Source organism: Klebsiella sp. AqSCr, from assembly GCF_008452795.1.
GTDB lineage: Bacteria > Pseudomonadota > Gammaproteobacteria > Enterobacterales > Enterobacteriaceae > Klebsiella > Klebsiella pneumoniae.
Genome location: NZ_MJDM01000005.1, coordinates 2,058,118 through 2,077,981, shown reverse-complemented (window position 1 = coordinate 2,077,981; position 19,864 = coordinate 2,058,118). Strand labels below are relative to the sequence as shown.

At 61.0% G+C, this 19,864-nt stretch carries 19 protein-coding genes; 10 read left to right on the top strand and 9 right to left on the bottom strand.

The features are described 5' to 3' along the window. The first annotated feature begins 72 nt into the window (after nucleotides 1–72). Nucleotides 73–894 (top strand): tRNA cyclic N6-threonylcarbamoyladenosine(37) synthase TcdA, encoded by an 822-nt coding sequence (gene tcdA, locus BHE81_RS14080; RefSeq protein WP_004174602.1) that lies wholly within the window; start codon nucleotides 73–75, stop codon nucleotides 892–894. A gap of 42 nt (nucleotides 895–936) precedes the next feature. Here tcdA and csdE read toward each other — a convergent pair whose 3' ends face one another. Together csdE and csdA are read right to left on the bottom strand one after the other, a co-directional pair. Then, nucleotides 937–1,368, bottom strand: coding sequence for a cysteine desulfurase sulfur acceptor subunit CsdE (gene csdE / locus BHE81_RS14075; RefSeq protein WP_004142894.1), 432 nt, complete (start codon nucleotides 1,366–1,368; stop codon nucleotides 937–939). After that, nucleotides 1,368–2,573, bottom strand: a complete 1,206-nt coding sequence (gene csdA, locus BHE81_RS14070; RefSeq protein WP_004174604.1) for a cysteine desulfurase CsdA — start codon at nucleotides 2,571–2,573, stop codon at nucleotides 1,368–1,370. The genes csdE and csdA overlap by 1 nt, the downstream gene beginning before the upstream one ends. Before the next feature lie 197 nt (nucleotides 2,574–2,770). On the opposite strand from csdA, the gene BHE81_RS14065 reads away from it, so the two are divergent. The 4 genes from BHE81_RS14065 to rlmM all read left to right on the top strand — a co-directional run bounded on the left by BHE81_RS14065 (nucleotide 2,771) and on the right by rlmM (nucleotide 5,772). After that, nucleotides 2,771–2,995 carry a YgdI/YgdR family lipoprotein gene (locus BHE81_RS14065; protein WP_002915549.1) on the top strand — a complete coding sequence of 75 codons (225 nt, stop codon included), beginning with the start codon at nucleotides 2,771–2,773 and terminating at the stop codon, nucleotides 2,993–2,995. A gap of 351 nt (nucleotides 2,996–3,346) precedes the next feature. Further along, on the top strand, nucleotides 3,347–4,264 hold the full coding sequence (gene gcvA / locus BHE81_RS14060; RefSeq protein WP_002915545.1) for a glycine cleavage system transcriptional regulator GcvA: 918 nt from the start codon (nucleotides 3,347–3,349) through the stop codon (nucleotides 4,262–4,264). Nucleotides 4,265–4,283: 19 nt separating this feature from the next. Next, the gene (locus BHE81_RS14055; protein ID WP_002915543.1) at nucleotides 4,284–4,679 is read left to right on the top strand and encodes a DUF423 domain-containing protein; all 396 of its coding nucleotides are present in this window, start codon (nucleotides 4,284–4,286) and stop codon (nucleotides 4,677–4,679) included. After that, the gene (gene rlmM / locus BHE81_RS14050; RefSeq protein WP_002915541.1) at nucleotides 4,672–5,772 is read left to right on the top strand and encodes a 23S rRNA (cytidine(2498)-2'-O)-methyltransferase RlmM; all 1,101 of its coding nucleotides are present in this window, start codon (nucleotides 4,672–4,674) and stop codon (nucleotides 5,770–5,772) included. Before BHE81_RS14055 ends, rlmM begins: the two co-directional genes overlap by 8 nt. Nucleotides 5,773–5,820: 48 nt before the next feature. Here the strand turns inward: rlmM and fucR are convergent, their stop codons facing one another. From fucR to fucP, 5 genes are all read right to left on the bottom strand, one after another. Next, the gene (fucR, locus tag BHE81_RS14045; RefSeq protein ID WP_004142883.1) at nucleotides 5,821–6,531 is read right to left on the bottom strand and encodes an L-fucose operon activator; all 711 of its coding nucleotides are present in this window, start codon (nucleotides 6,529–6,531) and stop codon (nucleotides 5,821–5,823) included. Nucleotides 6,532–6,589: 58 nt separating this feature from the next. After that, nucleotides 6,590–7,012, bottom strand: coding sequence for an L-fucose mutarotase (gene fucU / locus BHE81_RS14040; RefSeq protein ID WP_002915538.1), 423 nt, complete (start codon nucleotides 7,010–7,012; stop codon nucleotides 6,590–6,592). A gap of 1 nt (nucleotide 7,013) precedes the next feature. Beyond that, the gene (gene fucK, locus BHE81_RS14035) at nucleotides 7,014–8,432 is read right to left on the bottom strand and encodes an L-fuculokinase (RefSeq protein WP_023342619.1); all 1,419 of its coding nucleotides are present in this window, start codon (nucleotides 8,430–8,432) and stop codon (nucleotides 7,014–7,016) included. A 107-nt stretch (nucleotides 8,433–8,539) separates the two neighbouring features. After that, nucleotides 8,540–10,315 carry an L-fucose isomerase gene (gene fucI, locus BHE81_RS14030; RefSeq protein WP_023301522.1) on the bottom strand — a complete coding sequence of 592 codons (1,776 nt, stop codon included), beginning with the start codon at nucleotides 10,313–10,315 and terminating at the stop codon, nucleotides 8,540–8,542. Nucleotides 10,316–10,347: 32 nt separating this feature from the next. After that, the gene (gene fucP / locus BHE81_RS14025; protein WP_004151076.1) at nucleotides 10,348–11,658 is read right to left on the bottom strand and encodes an L-fucose:H+ symporter permease; all 1,311 of its coding nucleotides are present in this window, start codon (nucleotides 11,656–11,658) and stop codon (nucleotides 10,348–10,350) included. Nucleotides 11,659–12,224: 566 nt separating this feature from the next. On the opposite strand from fucP, the gene fucA reads away from it, so the two are divergent. Together fucA and fucO are read left to right on the top strand one after the other, a co-directional pair. Further along, nucleotides 12,225–12,872: an L-fuculose-phosphate aldolase gene (gene fucA / locus BHE81_RS14020; protein WP_002915470.1), complete on the top strand. Its 648-nt coding sequence runs from the start codon at nucleotides 12,225–12,227 to the stop codon at nucleotides 12,870–12,872. Between the two features lie 27 nt (nucleotides 12,873–12,899). Beyond that, the gene (fucO, locus tag BHE81_RS14015) at nucleotides 12,900–14,048 is read left to right on the top strand and encodes a lactaldehyde reductase (protein WP_004149581.1); all 1,149 of its coding nucleotides are present in this window, start codon (nucleotides 12,900–12,902) and stop codon (nucleotides 14,046–14,048) included. A 70-nt stretch (nucleotides 14,049–14,118) separates the two neighbouring features. On the opposite strand, the gene xni is transcribed toward fucO, so the two are convergent. Then, complete coding sequence (gene xni, locus BHE81_RS14010) at nucleotides 14,119–14,874, bottom strand: flap endonuclease Xni (RefSeq protein WP_004142871.1); 756 nt, start codon at nucleotides 14,872–14,874, stop codon at nucleotides 14,119–14,121. Nucleotides 14,875–14,970: 96 nt separating this feature from the next. Further along, nucleotides 14,971–16,914: a sigma-54-dependent Fis family transcriptional regulator gene (locus BHE81_RS14005; RefSeq protein WP_004142865.1), complete on the bottom strand. Its 1,944-nt coding sequence runs from the start codon at nucleotides 16,912–16,914 to the stop codon at nucleotides 14,971–14,973. A gap of 77 nt (nucleotides 16,915–16,991) precedes the next feature. Between BHE81_RS14005 and BHE81_RS28230 the strand changes: the two genes are divergently transcribed. The 3 genes from BHE81_RS28230 (at nucleotide 16,992) to BHE81_RS13995 (ending at nucleotide 19,802) form a co-directional block, all read left to right on the top strand. Then, a complete protein-coding gene (locus BHE81_RS28230) occupies nucleotides 16,992–17,108 on the top strand; it encodes a hypothetical protein (protein WP_004219275.1) in 117 nt (38 codons plus the stop codon). A gap of 77 nt (nucleotides 17,109–17,185) precedes the next feature. Beyond that, the gene (gene ssuD / locus BHE81_RS14000; RefSeq protein WP_023301524.1) at nucleotides 17,186–18,358 is read left to right on the top strand and encodes an FMNH2-dependent alkanesulfonate monooxygenase; all 1,173 of its coding nucleotides are present in this window, start codon (nucleotides 17,186–17,188) and stop codon (nucleotides 18,356–18,358) included. A gap of 46 nt (nucleotides 18,359–18,404) precedes the next feature. Further along, entirely contained in the window at nucleotides 18,405–19,802 is a 1,398-nt protein-coding gene (locus BHE81_RS13995) for an FAD/NAD(P)-binding protein (protein WP_023285507.1), read from the top strand. Nucleotides 19,803–19,864 lie beyond the last annotated feature (62 nt).

Sequence of the window (19,864 nt, the reverse complement as noted above, 5' to 3'; positions counted from 1 at the left end):
CTGTTGACCAGGGCGCCCGGATGACGCCGCTTGCGGCGGCCTCCGGGCGCTGTCATTTTGTTCTGAGGTTCTATGTCTGTTGTAATCAGCGATGCCTGGCGCCAGCGTTTTGGCGGTACGGCACGTTTATATGGTGAAAAAGCGCTGCAATGTTTTGCCGACGCCCACGTCTGCGTGGTCGGGATCGGCGGGGTCGGCTCCTGGGCGGCGGAAGCGCTGGCGCGGACCGGCATCGGGGCGATCACCCTTATCGATATGGACGATGTCTGCGTCACCAACACCAATCGTCAGATCCACGCCCTCAGCGGCAACGTCGGGCTGGCGAAAGCGGAGGTGATGGCGGAGCGTATTCGTCTCATCAACCCGGAGTGTCGGGTGACGGTGGTGGATGATTTCGTGACCCCGGAAAACGTGGCGGAATATCTTGGCGTCGGCTTTAGCTATGTTATCGACGCGATCGATAGCGTCCGGCCGAAAGCGGCGCTTATCGCCTGGTGTCGCCGCTACAAGGTGCCGCTGGTGACTACCGGCGGGGCGGGTGGTCAGATTGACCCAACGCAGATCCAGGTCGCTGACCTGGCGAAGACCATCCAGGATCCGCTGGCGGCCAAACTGCGCGAGCGGCTGAAAAGCCAGTTTGGGGTGGTGAAAAACAGCAAAGGTAAGCTCGGTGTAGACTGCGTCTTCTCTACGGAAGCGCTGGTCTACCCGCAGGCGGACGGCAGCGTCTGCGCAATGAAGAGCACGGCGGAAGGGCCGAAGCGGATGGACTGCGCTTCCGGCTTTGGCGCGGCGACGATGGTGACCGCGACCTTCGGCTTCGTCGCGGTGTCGCATGCCCTGAAGAAGATGCTGGCGAAAGCGCAGCGTGACGCTGCGGCTGCCGGAAAGTAGTTTGCCCACCGGGCGCGGCGGCGGGAAAGCGAAATCGGGAGATTACCTTTCGCGGGCGGCGGCGAGCACCGCCTCGCTCAGGGCGCTGAGGCCCTGGCTGCGCGAGGCGCTGAGCTGGCCGCGCAGCCCCAGCTCGTCGAACAGCGCCAGCGGATCCTGCGCCAGGATCCCGGCGCGGGTTTTTCCTTCCACGGCGGTTAAAAGTACCGCCAGCAGACCGCGCACAATCCTTCCTTCGCTGTCGCCAAAGAAGTGCAGCCTGCCCTCGGCGTCCTCCTCATAGCCCAGCCAGACGCGGTTCTCACAGCCGGCAATCTCATGGGCCTGCGCTTTGCGCTCGTCGGTCAGCGTCGGCAGCTTTTTGCCCAATAAAATCAGCTGACGGTATTTATCCTCCCACTGGTTCAGCGGGGCGAAGATCTGGCGCAGCGTAGCGTCGGTAATGGTTGTGCCGAAGGGGTGCAGAGTTGTCATTAATCCACCAGAATTTCCAGGGCGCGATCCACCGCGTGGACCAGCGCCGCAACATCGTCTTGGGTATTGTAGGGGGCGAAAGAGGCCCGCAGGGTGCCGCTGACCCCTAAGGCCGCCAGCAGCGGCTGGGCGCAGTGTTGTCCGGCGCGCAGGGCAATGCCGGACTCCGCCAGCAGCGTCACCAGATCGCTGTGATGAATACCCTCAAATTCAAAGGCCAGCAGGCTTGACTGCTGGCAGCGGAAAGAGCGGAAGCCCGGCCGTTTCGCCAGTTCCTCTTCCGCCAGGCTCGCCAGACTGCGGCTCCAGTTTTCCGCCTGGCCGATATCGCTCTGCGCCAGCCACTCCAGCGCGGCGCTGAGGCCGATAACCCCGGCGACATTCGGCGTACCGGCCTCGAGGCCATAGGGGGCCGGCTGCGGCGTAAAGCCGTCAAAGCTGACCTCGGCGATCATTTTCCCGCCGCCGAGCCAGGGCGACATCGCTGCCAGCAGCTCGCTTTTGCCGTACAGGGCGCCGATCCCGGTCGGGCCATACAGCTTATGGCCGGAAAAGGCGTAAAAATCGATATCCAGCGCCTGCACGTCAGCGGGGAAATGCACCGCCCCCTGGGCGCCATCGACCATCACCACCATCCCGGCGGCGTGGGCAAGGCGGATAGCCTGGGCCAGGTCCGGGCAGCCGCCGGTGACGTTGGACATCTGGCCGATGGCCAGCACCCGGCTGCGCGGGGTAATCAGCGCGCTGAGGCTGGCGATATCCGGCAGACGGTCGGCGCCAAGCGGCAGTTTGACCACTCTGGCGCCGGTCTGCCCGGCCACCATCAGCCAGGGCACGAGGTTGGCATGATGCTCGGCTTCGCTAACGATAATTTCATCGCCAGGCTGCAGGCGCGGCCGGACGTAGCTCTGCGCCACCATATTGATGGCCTCGGTGGTCCCCCGCGTCCAGACGATATCTTTGCCGGACGGGGCGTTAAGCCACGCCGCCACGCGATCGCGGGCCGCCTCGTAGCGCTCGGTCAGCCGCTGGGCGGCGGCGAACTGGCTGCGATGGACATTGCCGGCGCTCAGGCGATAAAACTGGTCGCTGGCGTCGATCACCGCCAGCGGTTTGAGCGCTGTCGCCGCGCTGTCGAGATAGACGCCGGCATCGGCCAGAGCCGGAAACTGCGCGCGAAAGTGCGCCGGGTTGAATGCGTTCATGGAATTCCTCGTATCAATACCGCGATCGTCGCGCAATTTGCCGGGCGTGACAAGGTCTCTGCGTCCTGTGGAATTGTCCGAATGTGACTCCACGTCGGTCAAAGAGGGTTATGCTGAAAAGTGTTGGGTTTGTGTTTTAACCTATTACTTAACGAGTTACGAATAGTATAAATAGCCGTAAGGAGAGAAGAATGAAAATGACTAAGGCCGCTGCGATTATCTCTGCCTGTATGCTGACTTTAGGCCTGAGCGCCTGTTCCTCTAACTATGTGATGCATACCAACGATGGGCGGACCATCGTTACCGACGGGAAACCGCAAACCGATAATGACACTGGCATGATCTCGTATAAAGACGCGTGGGGCAACAAACAGCAGATCAATCGCTCTGACGTGAAACAACTGGGTGAACTGGACGAGTAAGGCAGTAAAAAGGCAAAAAAAAGCACCGCGCGTTGCGGTGCTACATTAAATCACTATGGACAGACAGGGTAAATGTACAGGAAGTGAAAAGGGGTAGCTTTGCTACCAGGGTCTGCAAAAACAGACCAATTGCAAACACAACAACACAACATCACAACCGTAAGCCAAAAGCTTGATGGAACACGCATTCCAAAAAAAGCTTCTCGTTCCGGCTCAGGAAGTGCCGCCACTATAGGTATTTGCTGGTAGAACCTCAACGGACAATTTATAATGGCTCAGATAAAAAAAACTAATAGGTTAATCATTGTTTCCTATTTGTTAAATTGAGTTAACATCTAAGCCAGAATAACCATGTCGAAGCGATTACCACCTCTGAATGCATTACGTGTTTTTGATGCAGCCGCACGTCATCTCAGCTTCACTCGGGCAGCCGATGAGCTTTTTGTGACGCAGGCCGCAGTCAGCCATCAAATCAAGTCTCTCGAGGATTTTCTGGGCCTTAAGCTGTTCCGTCGGCGCAATCGTTCGCTGCTGTTAACGGAAGAAGGGCAGAGCTATTTTCAGGATATTAAAGAGATTTTTTCGCAACTGACGGAAGCGACGCGTAAACTGCAGGCGCGCAGCGCCAAAGGGGCATTAACGGTCAGTTTATTGCCAAGTTTCGCCATTCAGTGGCTGGTGCCAAGACTCACAAGCTTTAACTCAGCTTATCCGGGAATCGACGTCAGGATCCAGGCGGTGGACCGTCAGGAGGATAAGCTGGCGGACGATGTCGATGTGGCGATTTTTTATGGTCGCGGCAACTGGCCGGGCCTGCGTGTGGAAAAATTGTACGCCGAGTATCTGCTGCCGGTCTGTTCCCCGCTCTTGCTCACCGGCGACAAAGCATTGAAAACGCCTGCCGATCTGGCGCAACATACCCTGCTTCACGATGCGTCCCGCCGCGACTGGCAAACTTATACCCGTCAGCTTGGTCTAAGCCATATTAATGTGCAGCAGGGGCCGATTTTCAGCCATAGCGCGATGGTGCTGCAGGCGGCCATTCACGGGCAGGGCGTGGCGCTGGCCAACAACGTCATGGCGCAGTCCGAAATTGAAGCCGGTCGTCTGGTGTGTCCGTTTAATGATGTTCTGGTCAGTAAGAATGCGTTTTACCTTGTTTGCCATGACAGTCAGGCAGAACTGGGTAAAATAGCCGCTTTCCGGCAGTGGATCCTGGCGAAAGCGGCAAGTGAACAAGAAAAATTCCGCTTTCGTTATGAACAATAATTACTTGTAGGGTAACAACATGACCAGCCGTTTTATGCTGATATTCGCCGCGATTAGCGGCTTTATCTTTGTGGCTCTGGGCGCCTTTGGCGCGCATGTCTTAAGTCAATCGCTCGGTGCGGCGGAGATGGCCTGGATCCATACCGGCCTGGAGTATCAGGCCTTCCATACCCTGGCGATTTTTGGTCTGGCGGTGGCGATGCAGCGTCGGATCAGTATCTGGTTCTACTGGAGCAGCGTATTTCTGGCGTTAGGGACCGTGCTGTTCAGCGGCAGCCTCTATTGTCTGGCGCTCTCTCATTTACGTCTGTGGGCGTTCGTGACCCCGGTGGGCGGCGTAAGCTTCCTCGCCGGTTGGGTTTTAATGTTAATTGGTGCAATTCGTCTGAAACGTAAGGGCGTTGTTCATGAATAAGGTTGTCCTCTATTGTCGCCCTGGTTTTGAGAAAGAGTGCGCAGCAGAAATTACCGATAAGGCAGCCCGCCTTGAGGTGTTTGGTTTTGCCCGGGTCAAAGAAGACTCTGGCTATGTAATTTTTGAAGGTTATCAGCAGGACGACGGCGAGAAGCTGGTGCGCGATCTGCCGTTCAGCTCGCTGATTTTCGCCCGTCAGATGTTTGTGGTCGGCGAACTGCTGCGCGACCTGCCGCCGGAGGATCGCATAACCCCGATCGTCGGCATGCTGCAGGGCGTGGTGGAGAAGGGTGGCGAGCTGCGTGTGGAAGTGGCGGATACCAACGAAAGCAAAGAGCTGATGAAGTTCTGCCGCAAGTTTACGGTGCCGTTACGCGCGGCGCTGCGCGAGGCGGGCGTGCTGACCAACTATGAAACGCCAAAGCGACCGGTGGTGCATGTGTTCTTTATCGCACCCGGCTGCTGCTATACCGGCTACTCATACAGCAACAACAACTCACCGTTCTATATGGGCATTCCGCGGCTGAAGTTTCCCTCCGACGCCCCGAGCCGTTCCACCCTCAAGCTGGAAGAGGCGTTCCACGTCTTTATTCCGGCGGACGAGTGGGACGAGCGTCTGGCGAACGGCATGTATGCCGTCGATCTCGGCGCCTGCCCGGGCGGCTGGACCTATCAGCTGGTGAAGCGCAACATGTGGGTCTCTTCGGTCGATAACGGCCCGATGGCCCAGAGCCTGATGGATACCGGCCAGGTGACCTGGCTGCGCGAAGACGGTTTCCGCTATCGTCCGAACCGCAACAACATCTCGTGGATGGTCTGCGATATGGTGGAGAAACCGGCGAAGGTGGCGGCGCTGATGGCGCAGTGGCTGGTCAACGGCTGGTGCCGGGAGACCATCTTCAACCTCAAGCTGCCGATGAAAAAGCGCTATGAAGAGGTGTCGCAGAATCTGGCCTATATTCAGGCCCAGCTGGACGAGCACGGCGTTAACGCCCAGATCCAGGCGCGTCAGCTGTATCACGATCGTGAAGAGGTGACCGTTCACGTGCGCCGCCTGTGGGCCGCCGTCGGCGGACGTCGCGACGAGCGTTAATCCTTCCCCCTCAGGCCGGAGACGCGTGCGCATCCTCCGGCCTTCCCCTTAAGGCTGCGGCGCATCCGACACAATATGCGTCACGTCATCCAGATGACCAATCCTCGCCTCGCCGGAGCGGTTGAACTTGCTTTTGTCGATCAGCAGCAGCGACTGCGCCGCCCGCTTAAGCAGGATCGATTTGAAGTCGGCATTGAACGCATTGGAGTCCCACAGCGCGCCCTGCGGGTCGATGCCTTCGCAGGAAAAAATAAACAGATCGATCTCCAGCGATTTCAGCTGGGAAATCAGCGCCGGGTTCACGTAGCAGCCATATTTCCGCTGCAGAGTGCCGCCGGAGCAGGTGAGCGTGATCTGGTCGCGTTTGGCCAGCTCCTGGCAGATGGGCTGGCTGTTGGTAAAGACGTGCAGCGGGCGGTCCGGCAGCTGGCGGGCGAGATACCAGCAGGTGGAGCTGGCATCGAGGGCGATCACCATCCCTTCGTCAATCCAGGCCAGCGCTTCGCGGGCGATGTCGGCTTTATGCGCGTAATGGCTTTTCAGGCGCATGTGGAAAGGATCGCCGCTGTCCTGGCTGCGCTGGTGGATCACTTTGGCCCGGCCGTGGTTACGCAGCACTTTGCCCTGCGCCTGCAGCTCGCTCAGATCGCGGCGAATAGTTTCCCTGCTGACGTTGAGCTGTTTTGACAACGTTTCGGTGGTCAGGCTGCTGTGGGTGATCAGGAGATCGACGATCGCCTGCTGGCGGGCTGCTTTCATTTATTCTCATCCCATCATTGATTGAGCGTCTGCATCAGGCAGACGCTCCGGCATGAGATTACGGCGTGACTCCTTTTTTTAAAAGGATATTTCCGTACTTAGCGCACTCTCCTGTGATAACGATCGCAAAGGCTTTTTGCGCCCGGTCGTAGAAGGCAAAGCGGTCAATCCGCACGATATCCGGGCAGGGGGCCTGCGCTGAGAGCGCCTGCCGATAGCGTTGTTCCACCGTCGGGTCGAGCGCATCGCCTTCGACGGCGGCCATCATCACCACCGGCGGCGCATAGCTGTCTAATTCGAACAGCGGGATAATCGCCTGCAGCAGATCGCTGACTCGCAGGCCATCGGCGCGGATCACCTGCGGCCCCATGCTGTGCGCCGGGAAATGGGCATCGGAAAAAATGATTTCATCCCCATGGCCCATTTCGGCCAGCACTTTCAGCAGTTCCGGCGATATCAGCGGGGAAATGGTTTTGAGCATCTCAGGCTTCCTCTATCAGTTCAGGTTCAGTTTGCGGCCAGAAATAGCGGTAGCGGTACGCGACCTGCGCTCTGGCCTGTTCTGGCGAAGAGAACTCGCCCACGCCATACCAGCCAAACATCGCCGCGCCGGCCACGGTGGTTTCGGCATCGTCGAGGACTTTGATCGGTATCCCGAGTCGGTTGGCCTTGATCTGGTTCCATAGCGCGTTGCGGCTGCCGCCGCCCACCAGCAGCAGCTCTTTCGCCCTGAAGCCGCCGATTTTTTCCAGGGTTTGCAGATGCTGCGCCAGCTGATCGCTTAACCCCTCCAGCGCGGCGCGGTAAAAATGGCCGCGGGTGGTGTTGAGCGTGACGCCCTGCCAGCCGGCGTGCTGGCTGGCGAGCAGGTCGCACTGCATCCTGACGCCCTGGGCGCCGGGCGGGATCCCCTGCGCTTCGTCAATCAGCGTCTGCCATGGGGTGTCAGCGCTCCACAGCAGTTTGCGCACCCACTCGAGCACGCCGGAGGCCAGCCACTGCATCCCCGGGTTATAGCGGCCCGGCTGGCTGTCCAGCTCGCAGGTGGAGCCGCTGTAGTCACAGAGCAGCGAGGTGTCGACCTGCGCGCTGCGTACCATCAGGATCTCCCAGGTCCCGGAGGAGAGCACCGGCTCATCCTGCCCGGCGCCGGCGCCAAACAGAGCGAACTGGGTGTCATGCCCGGCCGAGATAACCGGGATCCCGACGGGAAGGCCCAGCAGCGCAGCGGCCTCCGGCAGCAGGGCGCCGATCGGCTGGCCTGCTTCAACCAGCCGCGGGAACAGGCGGCGCGGCAGGCCGGTCGCCTGCAGGATCGGCGCGCTGAAATCGCGCTGCCGGAGATCGAGCATCTGGCTGGTGCCCGCCATGGTGAGGTCGGTGGTGAACTCCCCGGTCAGCCGATGGTTGATCAGCGATGAAATAAACAGCCAGGCATGGGCCTGCGCCAGCAGCTGCGGGTGGTTCTCTTTCAGCCACACCAGCTTATACAGGGTGTTGAATGCAAACGCGCCGACGCCGGCTATCTGCTGCAGCTGGCGCGCGGGCATATACTGGCTGATTTTCTCCATCACCGCCGCGGTGCGCGGGCATTTCCAGCTGATGATCGGATACAGCAGGGCACCCTTCTCATCTACCAGCGCGCCATCGACGCCAAAGGTCGTGACGGTAATGCCGCGCACCGTGCAGGAGGCCAGCTGGTCATGGATCTGCCGACAGCAGTCGGCAAAGCGCTGCATAATGGCCTCCAGCGACCACTGGTGCCAGTCGCTTTTTTCCGCCGCGATGTCGCTGGCGTTCGCCGTTGCGGCGCGGGCGATAATGTTCCCTTGTCGATCCACGGCCATCGCCCGCACGTTCGTGGCGCCGCAGTCGAGGACCAGGATAACGTCTTGCTTCATAGTGACTCCCGAAACAACATTGCCGGATGGCGCAGCGCTTATCCGGCCTACAGACCGCGCGCGTCTGTAGGCCAGGTAAGCCTGCGCCTCCGGGCGAAACCAACCTGTTAACGCTTATACAGCGGCCCGTAGTTCTGGCAGGCGCGGTAGTCCTGGCCCTCGATATCCATGCCGTGCGCGGCCCAGGCGGAAGGGCGATAGATTTTCGCCGCTTCCACGTTGTGCATGCAGACCGGAATGCGCAGCATGGCGGCGAGGGTAATGAAATCTGCGCCAACGTGGCCGATGGTCAGCACGCCGTGGTTGGCGCCCCAGTTGGCCATCACCGAGTACACATCGCTGAACGGGCCCTTGCCGGTCAGGCGTGGGGCAAACCAGGTGGTGGGCCAGGTGGAGTTGGTGCGGGCGTCGAGCTGGTCGTGCATCGCTTTGGGCAGCGCTACGCTCCAGCCTTCGGCAATTTGCAGCACCGGCCCCAGACCTTTGATGATGTTCACCCGGGTCATGGTGAACGGCACGCCGCCTTCGGTCAGGAAGCGGGAAGAGAAGCCGCCGCCGCGGAAGTATTCGTGGATCGCCGGGCACCATTCGGTCGCCGCGAGGCAGGCATCCGCCTCGCTCTGCTCAATCTCCCAGTGGGGTTTCATCGTCGGATTGCCCTGCGCGTCGCGCTGCTGGCAGGAGCCGTCCAGCGCCGCAGAGCCGGAGTTAATCAGGTGAATGATGCCGTGCTCCGCCCGCCCGGTGAGCGGCTGCCCGGTGACCCGTTCAACGGCATCCGGCGACCAGTAGGTGCGTACGTCGGCAAACACCTGGGCGGTGCCGGTGAGCTGATGGCCCATCAGCATGGCCACGCCGTTGAGGCTGTCGTTTTCGGTAGCGACGACAAACGGTTCGCGCACCCCGTTCCAGTCAAAAGAGCTGTTGAGCAGCGCTTCGGCGGTATCGCCATTGGGGTATTGATCGGTCCAGTGGCGCTGACCCTGGAAACCGGCGGCGATGGCGTTGTAGCCCAGCGACTCCTCCACCAGCCCTTTTTCTGCGAGCTTCGGGTTGCCCTGCATCATGTCGCGGATGCACATCGCCATCAGCAGGCTCTCTTTCAGCACCGCGCGGCTCTGCGTTTCATTGCGCTTATACTGCTCAGCGTTCTGATCTTCGCCGTAGCGGAAGTGTTTATCCGCCCACGCCAGCGCCATCTCCAGCTCGGTTTCATCATAGATTTTTTGATCGATTCGCCGGCGCAGCTCCGTCATGTCGACAGCCTGCACCTTCATGCCGAGCCAGGACTCAAAAAAGTTGTGGTCGACGATAGATCCGGCGATGCCCATTGAGACGCCGCCCAGCGACAGATAGCTTTTCCCTTTCATACTGGCGACAGCCAGGCCGGCGCGAGCGAAGCGCAACAGCTTTTCTTCGACATCCGCTGGGATCGACGTGTCATCGGCATCCTGCACGTCATGTCCGTAGATGGAGAACGCCGGGATCCCTTTCTGGCTATGGGCCGCCAGCGCCGCGGCCAGATAGACCGCCCCCGGACGCTCGGTGCCGTTAAAGCCCCAGATGGCCTTCGGGCGCAGCGGATCCATGTCGATGGTTTCGCTGCCGTAGCACCAGCAGGGGGTGACGGTGATGGTGACGCCGACGTTCTGGCTGCTGAATTTCTCTTCACAGGCGGCCGACTCGGCCATACCGGCGATGCAGGTATCGGCAATCACGCACTCCACCCGGGCGCCGCAGGCGTGGCGCAGTTTCTCGCTGATAAGCGCGGCGGTGGCTTTCGCCATGTTCATGGTTTGCGCTTCCAGCGACTCGCGGACCCCCATGCGACGACCATCGATTACCGGACGAATACCGATCTTCGGTAAGCTGATTTTTTTCATTACAGATCCCTCAGGTTATGCGGATAACAGGTTTAGTTCGTCGCCGCTTGTGAACGGAAACGGGCAAAAATAAAGATGATGGCGAAGCACAGCGCCGGGACCAGTTCGGCGGTCGGGATATTGCCGGCGGCGTCGCTGACAAAGCCCATCACCGGGGTAACTATCCCGCCGCCGATAATGGTCATGACGATAAATGACGAGCCATATTTGGTGTCCTGGCCCAGATGCTTAATCCCCAGCGAGAAGATGGTCGGGTACTGAATGGACATAAAGGCGCTGCACAGGGTCAGGGCCAGCAGACCGACGTGGCCGCCGCTGAAGGCGGAGAGCAAACAGAGCAGCATGGCGATAAACGCATAGATAGCGAGCACGTTGTGCGGCGCGAAGCGGCGGATAAGCCAGGTGCCGGTAAAACGGCCGATAAAGAAGCAGACCATGGTGGCGGTCAGGTAGTTGGCGGCGAAACCGGCCGTCATGCCCGGGATCTCTTCGATAGCGTAGCGAATCAGGTAGCTCCAGCAGGCGGTTTGCGCGCCGACGTAGCAGAACTGGGCCAGTACCGCCCAGCGCCAGTGGCGGATGCGCATCAGGCGCGTCAGCGAGGCGAAAAAAGTGCTCTGCGCGCTGTCGCTGTGGTCATCGCTTTGCAGGGAGGGGAAGCGGGTGCAGACGATCAGCAGGGCGACCAGCAGGACAATGGCCACGATAATCATATAGGGGGTTTGTACCGACAGGACCAGACTGTGCTTCCAGGCGCTGAGCTGTTCCGGCGTCATTTTATCCAGCACCTCCTGCGGCTGATGCGGGACGTTAGACAAAATAAGACTCTGGCCAAATACCACGGCAATAATGGCGCCGAATGAGTTAAAGGTCTGGGCCAGATTAAGGCGGAAGTGACCGCCGCTTTCCGGACCGAGGACGGTGACAAACGGGTTGGCCGCGGTTTCCAGACAGCCAAGCCCGGCAGCGATAATAAATAATCCAATGAGAAATAAGGTGTAATTCATCACTTCGGCGGCAGGCCAGAACAGCGCGGCGCCGCAGGCATATAAAAACAGACCCGTAAGGATGCCGGCTTTGTAGCTGAATTTTTTCATCAACATCCCGGCGGGGATGGGAATAATAAAATAGCCAAAGTAAAAGGCCGATTGAATTAATCCGGCCTGGAAGTTAGTCAGGGTAAAGGCCTGTTGAAATTGCGGCAATAAAATATCATTCAGATTATTAGCCACCGCCCACAGAAAAAAGAGGGAGCACAGCAGAGCGAAAGGAATAATGTAGCTCTTACTCTGCCCGCTCTCCATGGCGCGGTAACTTTGCGTTGGTATCGTTGTGTTTCCCATAGCGTCCTCATCAGTTCAGAAGCATTTACAACAGCATTCAGGGCGCAGTCTGGTGCTGCAGCAGACTGCAAAATTAAGTGAGCTCAGGTGACGCGCCGGTGAGTGAGATGAAAGTCACGGCGGAACTCATGGCTTCATTTTCAAATAAAAACCGTCTGTTAATATGATGATGGTCACACTTAACGTACTGTGGGCCATTTTATGTGATTATTGTCACTTTAATTTTTCAAAAACGCTGACCGTTTGAGAAAATAAATTCACAAAACCACAACGCTAATGACCGAATGAATATATATCGTGGAAAACGGGCAAATGTTACAAAGAAATAAAATGCCCGCTTGATGAAATATTATTAAGAACGGGCATTTTAATCTCTCTCGTAATGGGTATGGTTGCTTTATTCATGGCGGAATAATTGACGCGGCTCACAAAAAATAATCATGAAAATTCCCCTTTGAATATTCAGGTTGATGATGAAGACCATTATTCACCCTATCCCACGGTAGCCGACGATATTTCTGTTGCCCTGCCGTTGATGGATGATGAGTCACCAAAAGAGGAACGCAATGGAAAGAAACAGACTGGCCCGGCAGATTATCGATACCTGCCTGGAAATGACCCGCCTGGGGTTAAATCAGGGGACCGCCGGCAATGTCAGCGTGCGCTATCAGGGAGGAATGCTGATCACCCCTACCGGTATCCCATATGAAAAGCTGACGGAAGACAAGATCGTCTTTATTGATGCCGACGGCCAGCATGAGCAGGGAAAACTGCCCTCCAGCGAATGGCGTTTTCATCAGGCGGCCTACCAGACGCGACCCGATGCCCAGGCGGTGGTCCACAATCACGCTGTCCATTGTACGGCGGTGTCGATCCTCAACCGGCCCATCCCGGCCATCCACTATATGATCGCCGCGGCCGGCGGGAATTCGATCCCCTGCGCGCCCTATGCCACCTTCGGCACCCGCGAACTGTCTGAGCATGTCGCGGTGGCGCTGAAGCACCGCAAAGCCACGCTGCTGCAGCATCACGGCCTGATCGCCTGCGAGGCCAGCCTGGAGAAAGCGCTCTGGCTGGCGCATGAAGTGGAGGTCCTGGCCCAGCTCTACCTCAGTACGCTGGCGATTACCGACCCGGTCCCGGTGCTGGATGACGAGGCGATCGCCATCGTGCTGGAGAAGTTCAAAACCTACGGATTACGCATTGAAGAGTGATGCCGCAACGCTAACAGGAGAGCCACGATGGCAAACAGAATGATCCTCAATGAAACGGCATGGTTTGGCCGGGGGGCGATAAACGCATTAACCGATGAAGCGGTGCGGCGCGGCTATCGTAAAGCATTGATCGTCACCGACAGCACTCTCGCCCGCTGCGGCGTGGCGGCGAAAGTCACCGACAAACTGGATGCCGCCGGGCTGGCATGGGATATGTTCAGCGACGTGATCCCTAACCCGACCATCGCCGTGGTCCAGCAGGGGCTGCAGGCCTTTCAACGCAGCGGGGCGGATTACCTGATCGCCATCGGCGGCGGTTCGCCGCAGGATACCTGTAAGGCGATCGGTATTATTCAGCGTAACCCGGAATTCGCCGATGTCCGTAGCCTCGAGGGGCTGTCGCCCACCCGTCAGCCCAGCGTGCCGATCTTCGCGGTGCCGACCACCGCGGGTACCGCGGCGGAGGTGACGATTAACTATGTCATCACCGATGAAGAACAGCGGCGCAAATTCGTCTGTGTCGACCCGCACGATATTCCGCAGGTGGCCTTTATCGATGCCGATATGATGGACGCTATGCCGCCGGCGCTGAAGGCGGCTACCGGCGTGGACGCCCTGACGCATGCTATCGAAGGGTACCTCACTCGCGGCGCCTGGGCTTTGACCGATGCTCTGCACCTCAAGGCCATCGAGATCATCGCCGGCGCGCTGCGCGGCTCGGTTGCCGGCGACGCCGGCGCGGGGGAAGCTATGGCGCTCGGCCAGTATGTGGCGGGGATGGGATTTTCCAACGTTGGGCTTGGCCTGGTACACGGTATGGCGCATCCGCTCGGCGCTTTTTACAACACGCCGCACGGCGTGGCGAATGCCATCCTGCTGCCGCACGTGATGCGCTTTAATGCTGAGGCGACCGGGGAAAAATATCGCGACATCGCCCGGGCGATGGGCGTCAGGGTGGAAGCGTTAAGCCTGACCGCCGCGCGCGAGGCGGCAGTAGAGGCGGTCTGCCAGCTTAACCGCGATGTCGGTATTCCCGGCCATCTGCGCGAGGTGGGCGTCAGGAAAGAGGATATTCCGGCGCTGGCCCAGGCGGCGCTGGCGGATGTGTGTACCGGCGGCAACCCGCGCGAGGCGAGCCTGGCGGATATCGTCGGGTTATATCAGGCGGCCTGGTGATTGCCTGGCCCGGGTAAAGCAGGCAGTGCCGGAGGCAGTCACCCTGCACCGGCGCACCTCTTAACGATGGTCAGCGCGTCAGCCGCAGCTGTTGCAGATTGCCGTCCAGCTGGAGGTCGGTCTGCAGGCGGGCCACCTCCCGGCAGGTGAAGGCCATCTCCTGATGCGCGGCCAGCTTTTTACGCCACTTCTCCGGGACCTCGGCCAGGCGGGCGTACAGCCCCTCCAGGTCCTGAAACTCGTTCAGCAGCTGGGCGGCGCTTTTGGGTCCAATGCCCGCCACGCCCGGCACCTTCGAGCTGCTGATCCCCGCCAGCCCCCAGTAATCCGCCAGCTGCTCCGGGGTGACGCCGAACTCGCTGGCGATGAAGGGGGCGTCCAGCCAGCGCTTCTGAAAGTAGTCGCGGATGCGGATGGTGGGCGACAGCAGCTGGCAATAGCCTTTGTCGGTGGAGACGATGGTGGCCTGATGGCCCGCCTGGGCCACCTTTACCGCCAGGGTGGCGGCGAGATCGTCCGCTTCGCTGCCCGGCGAGGCCCAGCAGCGGATCCCCCGCTGTTCGAAGGCGGCCCGCAGCGCCGGCATCTCGGCTACCAGCGTCTCCGGCATCGGCGCGCGGCCGGCTTTGTACTCCGGCAGGCGCTGGTGGCGCCAGCCGTGGGCGCGATCCTCATCATCGAACACCGCCACCGCGTGGGTGGGCTGACTGTGGACAATCAGCTGCTCCAGGGCATGCAGGCAGGTATCGACGCAGGGTGAACCCTGCACCGCGTGGATGCGGCGGATCAGATTTAACGCGTCGACGATTAACAGATGAACAGCCACAGATACCCCCTTATTCTCAGCGTCTTTAGGGTAACATCGCCATCAGATCGAGGCTATCTGCGCCTGAACAATCAGGAAGATAACGCGCAAATTTCGCTAACTGACCGCCATCAGCGGTCTGATGACGTCCGGCGCGGGTTCGCCGTACCACACCGCTTCGCGCACCGGGACCGGTTTGGCGATAAGCCCGAGGGCGTAAAAGCGATCGGCGATGGTCTGCTGGGCGCGGATCACCGACAGATCCATCGGCCGCGGGCGATGGCTGCGGCGGGCGAGGGCCATGCTCAGCGACCGGGCGTCGATCCCCAGCTCTGCCGAGAGTAAGCGGGCCGCTTCGCCGCGATGCGAGTCGATAAACTGCCCGGTGTGGGTCAGCTCCGTCAGCAGGCGGCGCATGATATCGCCATGCTGAGCGAGGTAGTCCCGTCGCGAAAGATAAAACTGATGGTTGTTGACCCGGCCTTCGCCGCTGGCGACCACCCGCAGCTCGCCGGTGTGTTCGGCGTCGCTGAGCAGCGGATCCCACATCATCCAGGCGTCAACCGCCAGATAGTCGCTGGCGGTCAGCGGATATTTCGGCGGGGTATAGACCACCCGCACATCGTTCAGACCCAGGCCGGCGTCCTCGAGGATCTGCAGCAGCAGCCAGTGGACATTCGACCCTTTATTGAGGGCGATGCGTTTACCGCGCAGATCGCTGAGCTGGCGAATGTCGCTCTCCTGCGGGACGACCATCGCCACGCTGCGCGGCGCCGGCGGCTCCCACGCCACGTACATCAGTTCGCTATTGCTGGCCTGGGCAAACACCGGCGGCGCTTCTCCGGTGGTGCCGAAGTCGATCTCGTTGCAGGCGAGGGCGTGGAGGAGCTGCGGTCCGGCAGGAAACTCACTCCACAGCACGTTGACGCCGAGGCTGGCGAAGGCGGTTTCCAGGCTCTGACGGGCTTTCAGGATCCCGAGGCTGCCGAAGCGCTGGTAGCCAATGCGCAGTTCGCGATCGGCCCCGGCTGCGTTGGCGAACGCCCGCGGCGGCGCAGGCGGGCGGCGGCGGCTTTTGATCAGCCCGAGGTTAGCGAGCTGGGTGCGCAAGGTATGCCGGCTGATCCCCAACAGCGCGGCCGCCTGGCTCTGGTTATCGTCGCAATGTGCCATGGCGTGGCGAATCAGGGCGCTGGTCACTCGCTGCCACAGCGGCTCGCCGGGAAGCGCCAGCTGGTGGCGAATAAAGTCGTCCAGTTCATGATCGCTCGCCGGCCCCGGGGCGTCGTTGAGCGTCGCCAGGCGCAGCTGGGCAGGACTGATCTCCTCTTCTTTACTGAGCAGCACCGCGTTGTGCAGGGTGTTTTCCAGCTCGCGAATATTGCCCGGCCACGAATAGTCCATCAGCCGGGCCAGTGATTCCGGCGCCAGACGCAGGGTTGGCCGCCCGAGGCGCCGGGCGTAGAGTGATAAAAAGTGGTGCGCCAGCAGCGGGATATCCTGCCGACGCTGGCGCAGCGGCGGCAGCGGCACCACCGCGATATTCAGTCGATAGTAGAGATCCTCGCGAAAGCGGCGCTCGCGGATCGCCTGGGCCAGGTCAACGTGGGTGGCGGCAATCACCCGGACATTCACTTTAATCGCTTTGCGTGAGCCGACGCGGGTAATTTCACGCTCCTGCAGCACTCGCAGCAGCTTGACCTGCAGCGGCAGGCTTAATTCGCCGATCTCGTCCAGCAGCAGCGTCCCCCCTTCCGCGGCTTCAAACCAGCCGGGCTGTCCCTGCTGCGCGCCGGTGAAGGCGCCTTTCTCATGGCCGAACAGTTCAGCTTCGGCGAGGCTCTCGGTCAGCGCGCCGCAGTTAACGGCCAGAAACGGCTGCTGGCGACGGGCGCTGTGATGATGGAGATAGCGGGCCACCACCTCCTTGCCGGTGCCGGTTTCGCCCACGATCAGCACGGTCGCCTCCGTTGGCGCGAGTTTGTCCAGCAGGCTCTGGAAGGCCTTCGACGCCGGGTCGATCAGCGCGGGAGCGGTGGAAGGGGATTCTGGGTTCAGCATAGCGGGCCTCCGATCGTTGACGCTCTGAACTTATCCTGCGGCGGCCGCAGAAACCAGAGGGGGAAGGCCCGCGGCTGTTGCAAATGCGCCAGCGGATGCGCGGCGGCTGCGCGATTTGCAACAGCGCGGCGCGGCGAAGCCGTTTTCAGTGCATTGATTTTAAAAGATTAATTTTTTATTCACCATTGGCATGATTATCGCTAACACTCATATAACCAAATTAAAACATCTCTTCGATAAATATCGGATATGGTTATATAGGAAATAGATAATGACGCAGCAAGCTCCCGACAAGATCAATGTCTTCTGGTTCTTACCTACCCATGGCGATGGCCGTTATCTGGGTACCACCGAGGGTGGACGCCCGGTCGATTTACCTTATCTGCAGCAGGTGGCGCTGGCAGCCGACAGCCTGGGCTACTACGGCGTGCTGATCCCCACCGGTAAAAGCTGTGAAGATTCGTGGCTGGTGGCCTCGGCGCTGGCGCCGTTGACCCGCCGTCTGCGCTATCTGGTGGCGGTCAGGCCGGGCCTGCAGCCGCCAACCCTGGCGGCGCGGATGGCGGCCACCCTCGACCGTTTATCGGAAGGTCGGCTGCTGATCAACGTCGTTACCGGCGGCGACCCGGTGGAAAACAAAGGCGACGGTATCTTCCTCAGCCACAGCGAGCGCTATCAGGTGACCCGCGAATTTCTTGAGGTTTACACCCGCCTGCTGCGCGGGGAAAAAGTGGATTATCACGGCGAGCATATTCACGTGGAAGGCGCTGAGGTGTTGTTCCCGCCGGTGCAGGAGAATGGCCCGCCGCTCTATTTCGGCGGCTCTTCTGATGCGGCCATTGATGTGGCGGCCGAGCAGATCGACAGCTATCTGACGTGGGGCGAACCCCCGGAACTGGTGGCGGAGAAGCTGGCGGTGGTGCGCGAGCGCGCCGCGGCCCGCGGACGCACCCTGCAGTACGGCATTCGTCTGCACGTCATTGTGCGCGAAACGGAAGAAGAGGCATGGGCCGCCGCCGACCGGCTGATCGCCCATCTTGACGACGATACCATTGCCCAGGCGCAAAAGATCTTCGCCCGCATGGACTCGGCCGGCCAGGCGCGGATGAGCGCCCTGCATCAGGGATCGCGCGATAATCTGCGCATTGCGCCTAATCTGTGGGCCGGCGTCGGACTGGTGCGCGGCGGCGCGGGTACCGCGCTGGTAGGTAATCCGCAGCAGGTAGCGGAACGCATCCGCGAATATCAGGCGCTCGGCATCAGCAACTTTATCTTCTCCGGCTACCCACATCTGGAAGAAGCGCACCGCTTTGCTGAGCTGGTGATGCCTCTGCTGCCGCTGGAAAACGCGGCCTCGTCGAAGGCGCGCAGCGTGAACACCGGTCCGTTTGGCGAAACCATCGGCGGCGATAAGCGCCCGGTGCGCCAGGCCAGCGCCAGCTGATGGCCAGGAGCGCGACCATGAGACAGCATACCGGAGGAGGGCAGCGATGAGTGCAGAACCGCATATCGTGATTATCGGCGGCGGCTTTAGCGGCGCGGCGGTGGCGATTGAGCTGCTGCGCCTGGCGCCGAACGGGGTGCGCGTGACGCTGCTGGAGCCGCGCCAGTCCCCCGGGGCCGGGGTGGCCTACTCCACCGCGGAGCCGACGCACCGGATTAACGTTCCGGCCGCTCGCATGCAGCTGGCCGGCGACGAAGAGGGCGCCTTCGATCATTGGTACCGCCATCAGCCTGCCTTTACCGTCGATGTGCAGGCGCTGCGCCCGGACGGTTCCGTCTACCCTCAGCGCGGCCAGTTTGGTCGCTATGTGGCGCAGCGTTTTGCCGACGCCGCGGCGTCCAGCGGCGGACGGCTTCGCCACCTGCGCGATCGGGCGCTCGCTTTTCATCAGGGGATGGTGACCACCGACGGCGGCCTGCAGCTTAAGGCCGATCTGCTGGTGCTGGCGATCAGTCATCCACCGCCTGCGCTGCCGGCACAGGCCGAAGCCTGGCGTCATCATCCGGCGCTGATTGCCAACCCGTGGCAGCCAGGCGCGCTCGATGCCATCGCCCCGCACGCCCGGGTGGCGGTGATGGGCACCGGATTAACCATGGCCGATACGGTCGCGACGCTGGACCGGCTGGGCCACCGCGGCAGTATCGTCGCCTTTTCGCGCCATGGCCTGCTGTCGCGCGGCAACCTTAGCGGCGCAGGGGCAACCTGGCCTGGCGACTATCAGCAGGGCAGCCTGCGCCAGCGCCTGCGCCAGATCCGCCTCGACGTCGCGTATGCGGCGCAGCAGGGCCTGAGCTGGCAGGGGGTGCTGGATGCGGTTCGTCAGCAGGGGCAACGGATCTGGCAGGCGCTCAGCGTCGCCGATCGCCAGCGTTTTCTGCGCCATCTGCGCCATTACTGGGATGTCCACCGCTACCGCGTGGCGCCGCAGGTCGCCGAGGTGCTGGAGGCGCGCCAGCGCACGGGCAGTCTGCAGGTGCAGGCGGCCAGGCTACTGTCGATAAGCGGTGAAGGCGAAACGCTGCGTCTGACGCTGGCGCGGCGCGGCGGCGGCGTGCAGACGCTGAGCGTCGATCACCTGATCCTGACCACCGGACCCGCACACCGCGCCCTGACCGACAGCCAGCCATTTTTACAGGACCTCGCCCGCCGCGGCCTGATTCGCGCCGATGCCCTCGGCATGGGCCTGGAGGTGGACAGCCGTTCCCGGGCAGTGGCTGAGCCGCACGTTGAGGCGCTGCCGGTGCTGGTGGCCGGTCCGGCCGCCCGCGGGCGTTTTGGCGAACTGATGGGCCTGCCGCAGGTAGCCGACCATGCCGCTGACGTGGCGGCGCAAGCGTTACTCACGCTCGGGATCCCGCAGGACTCCCGATGTCCTGCGTACTGAATACCTCTCTTTCTTTTCCCTGATTCATTTTGCCGCGTGCGCCCCGGCGACGGGCCGCGCTA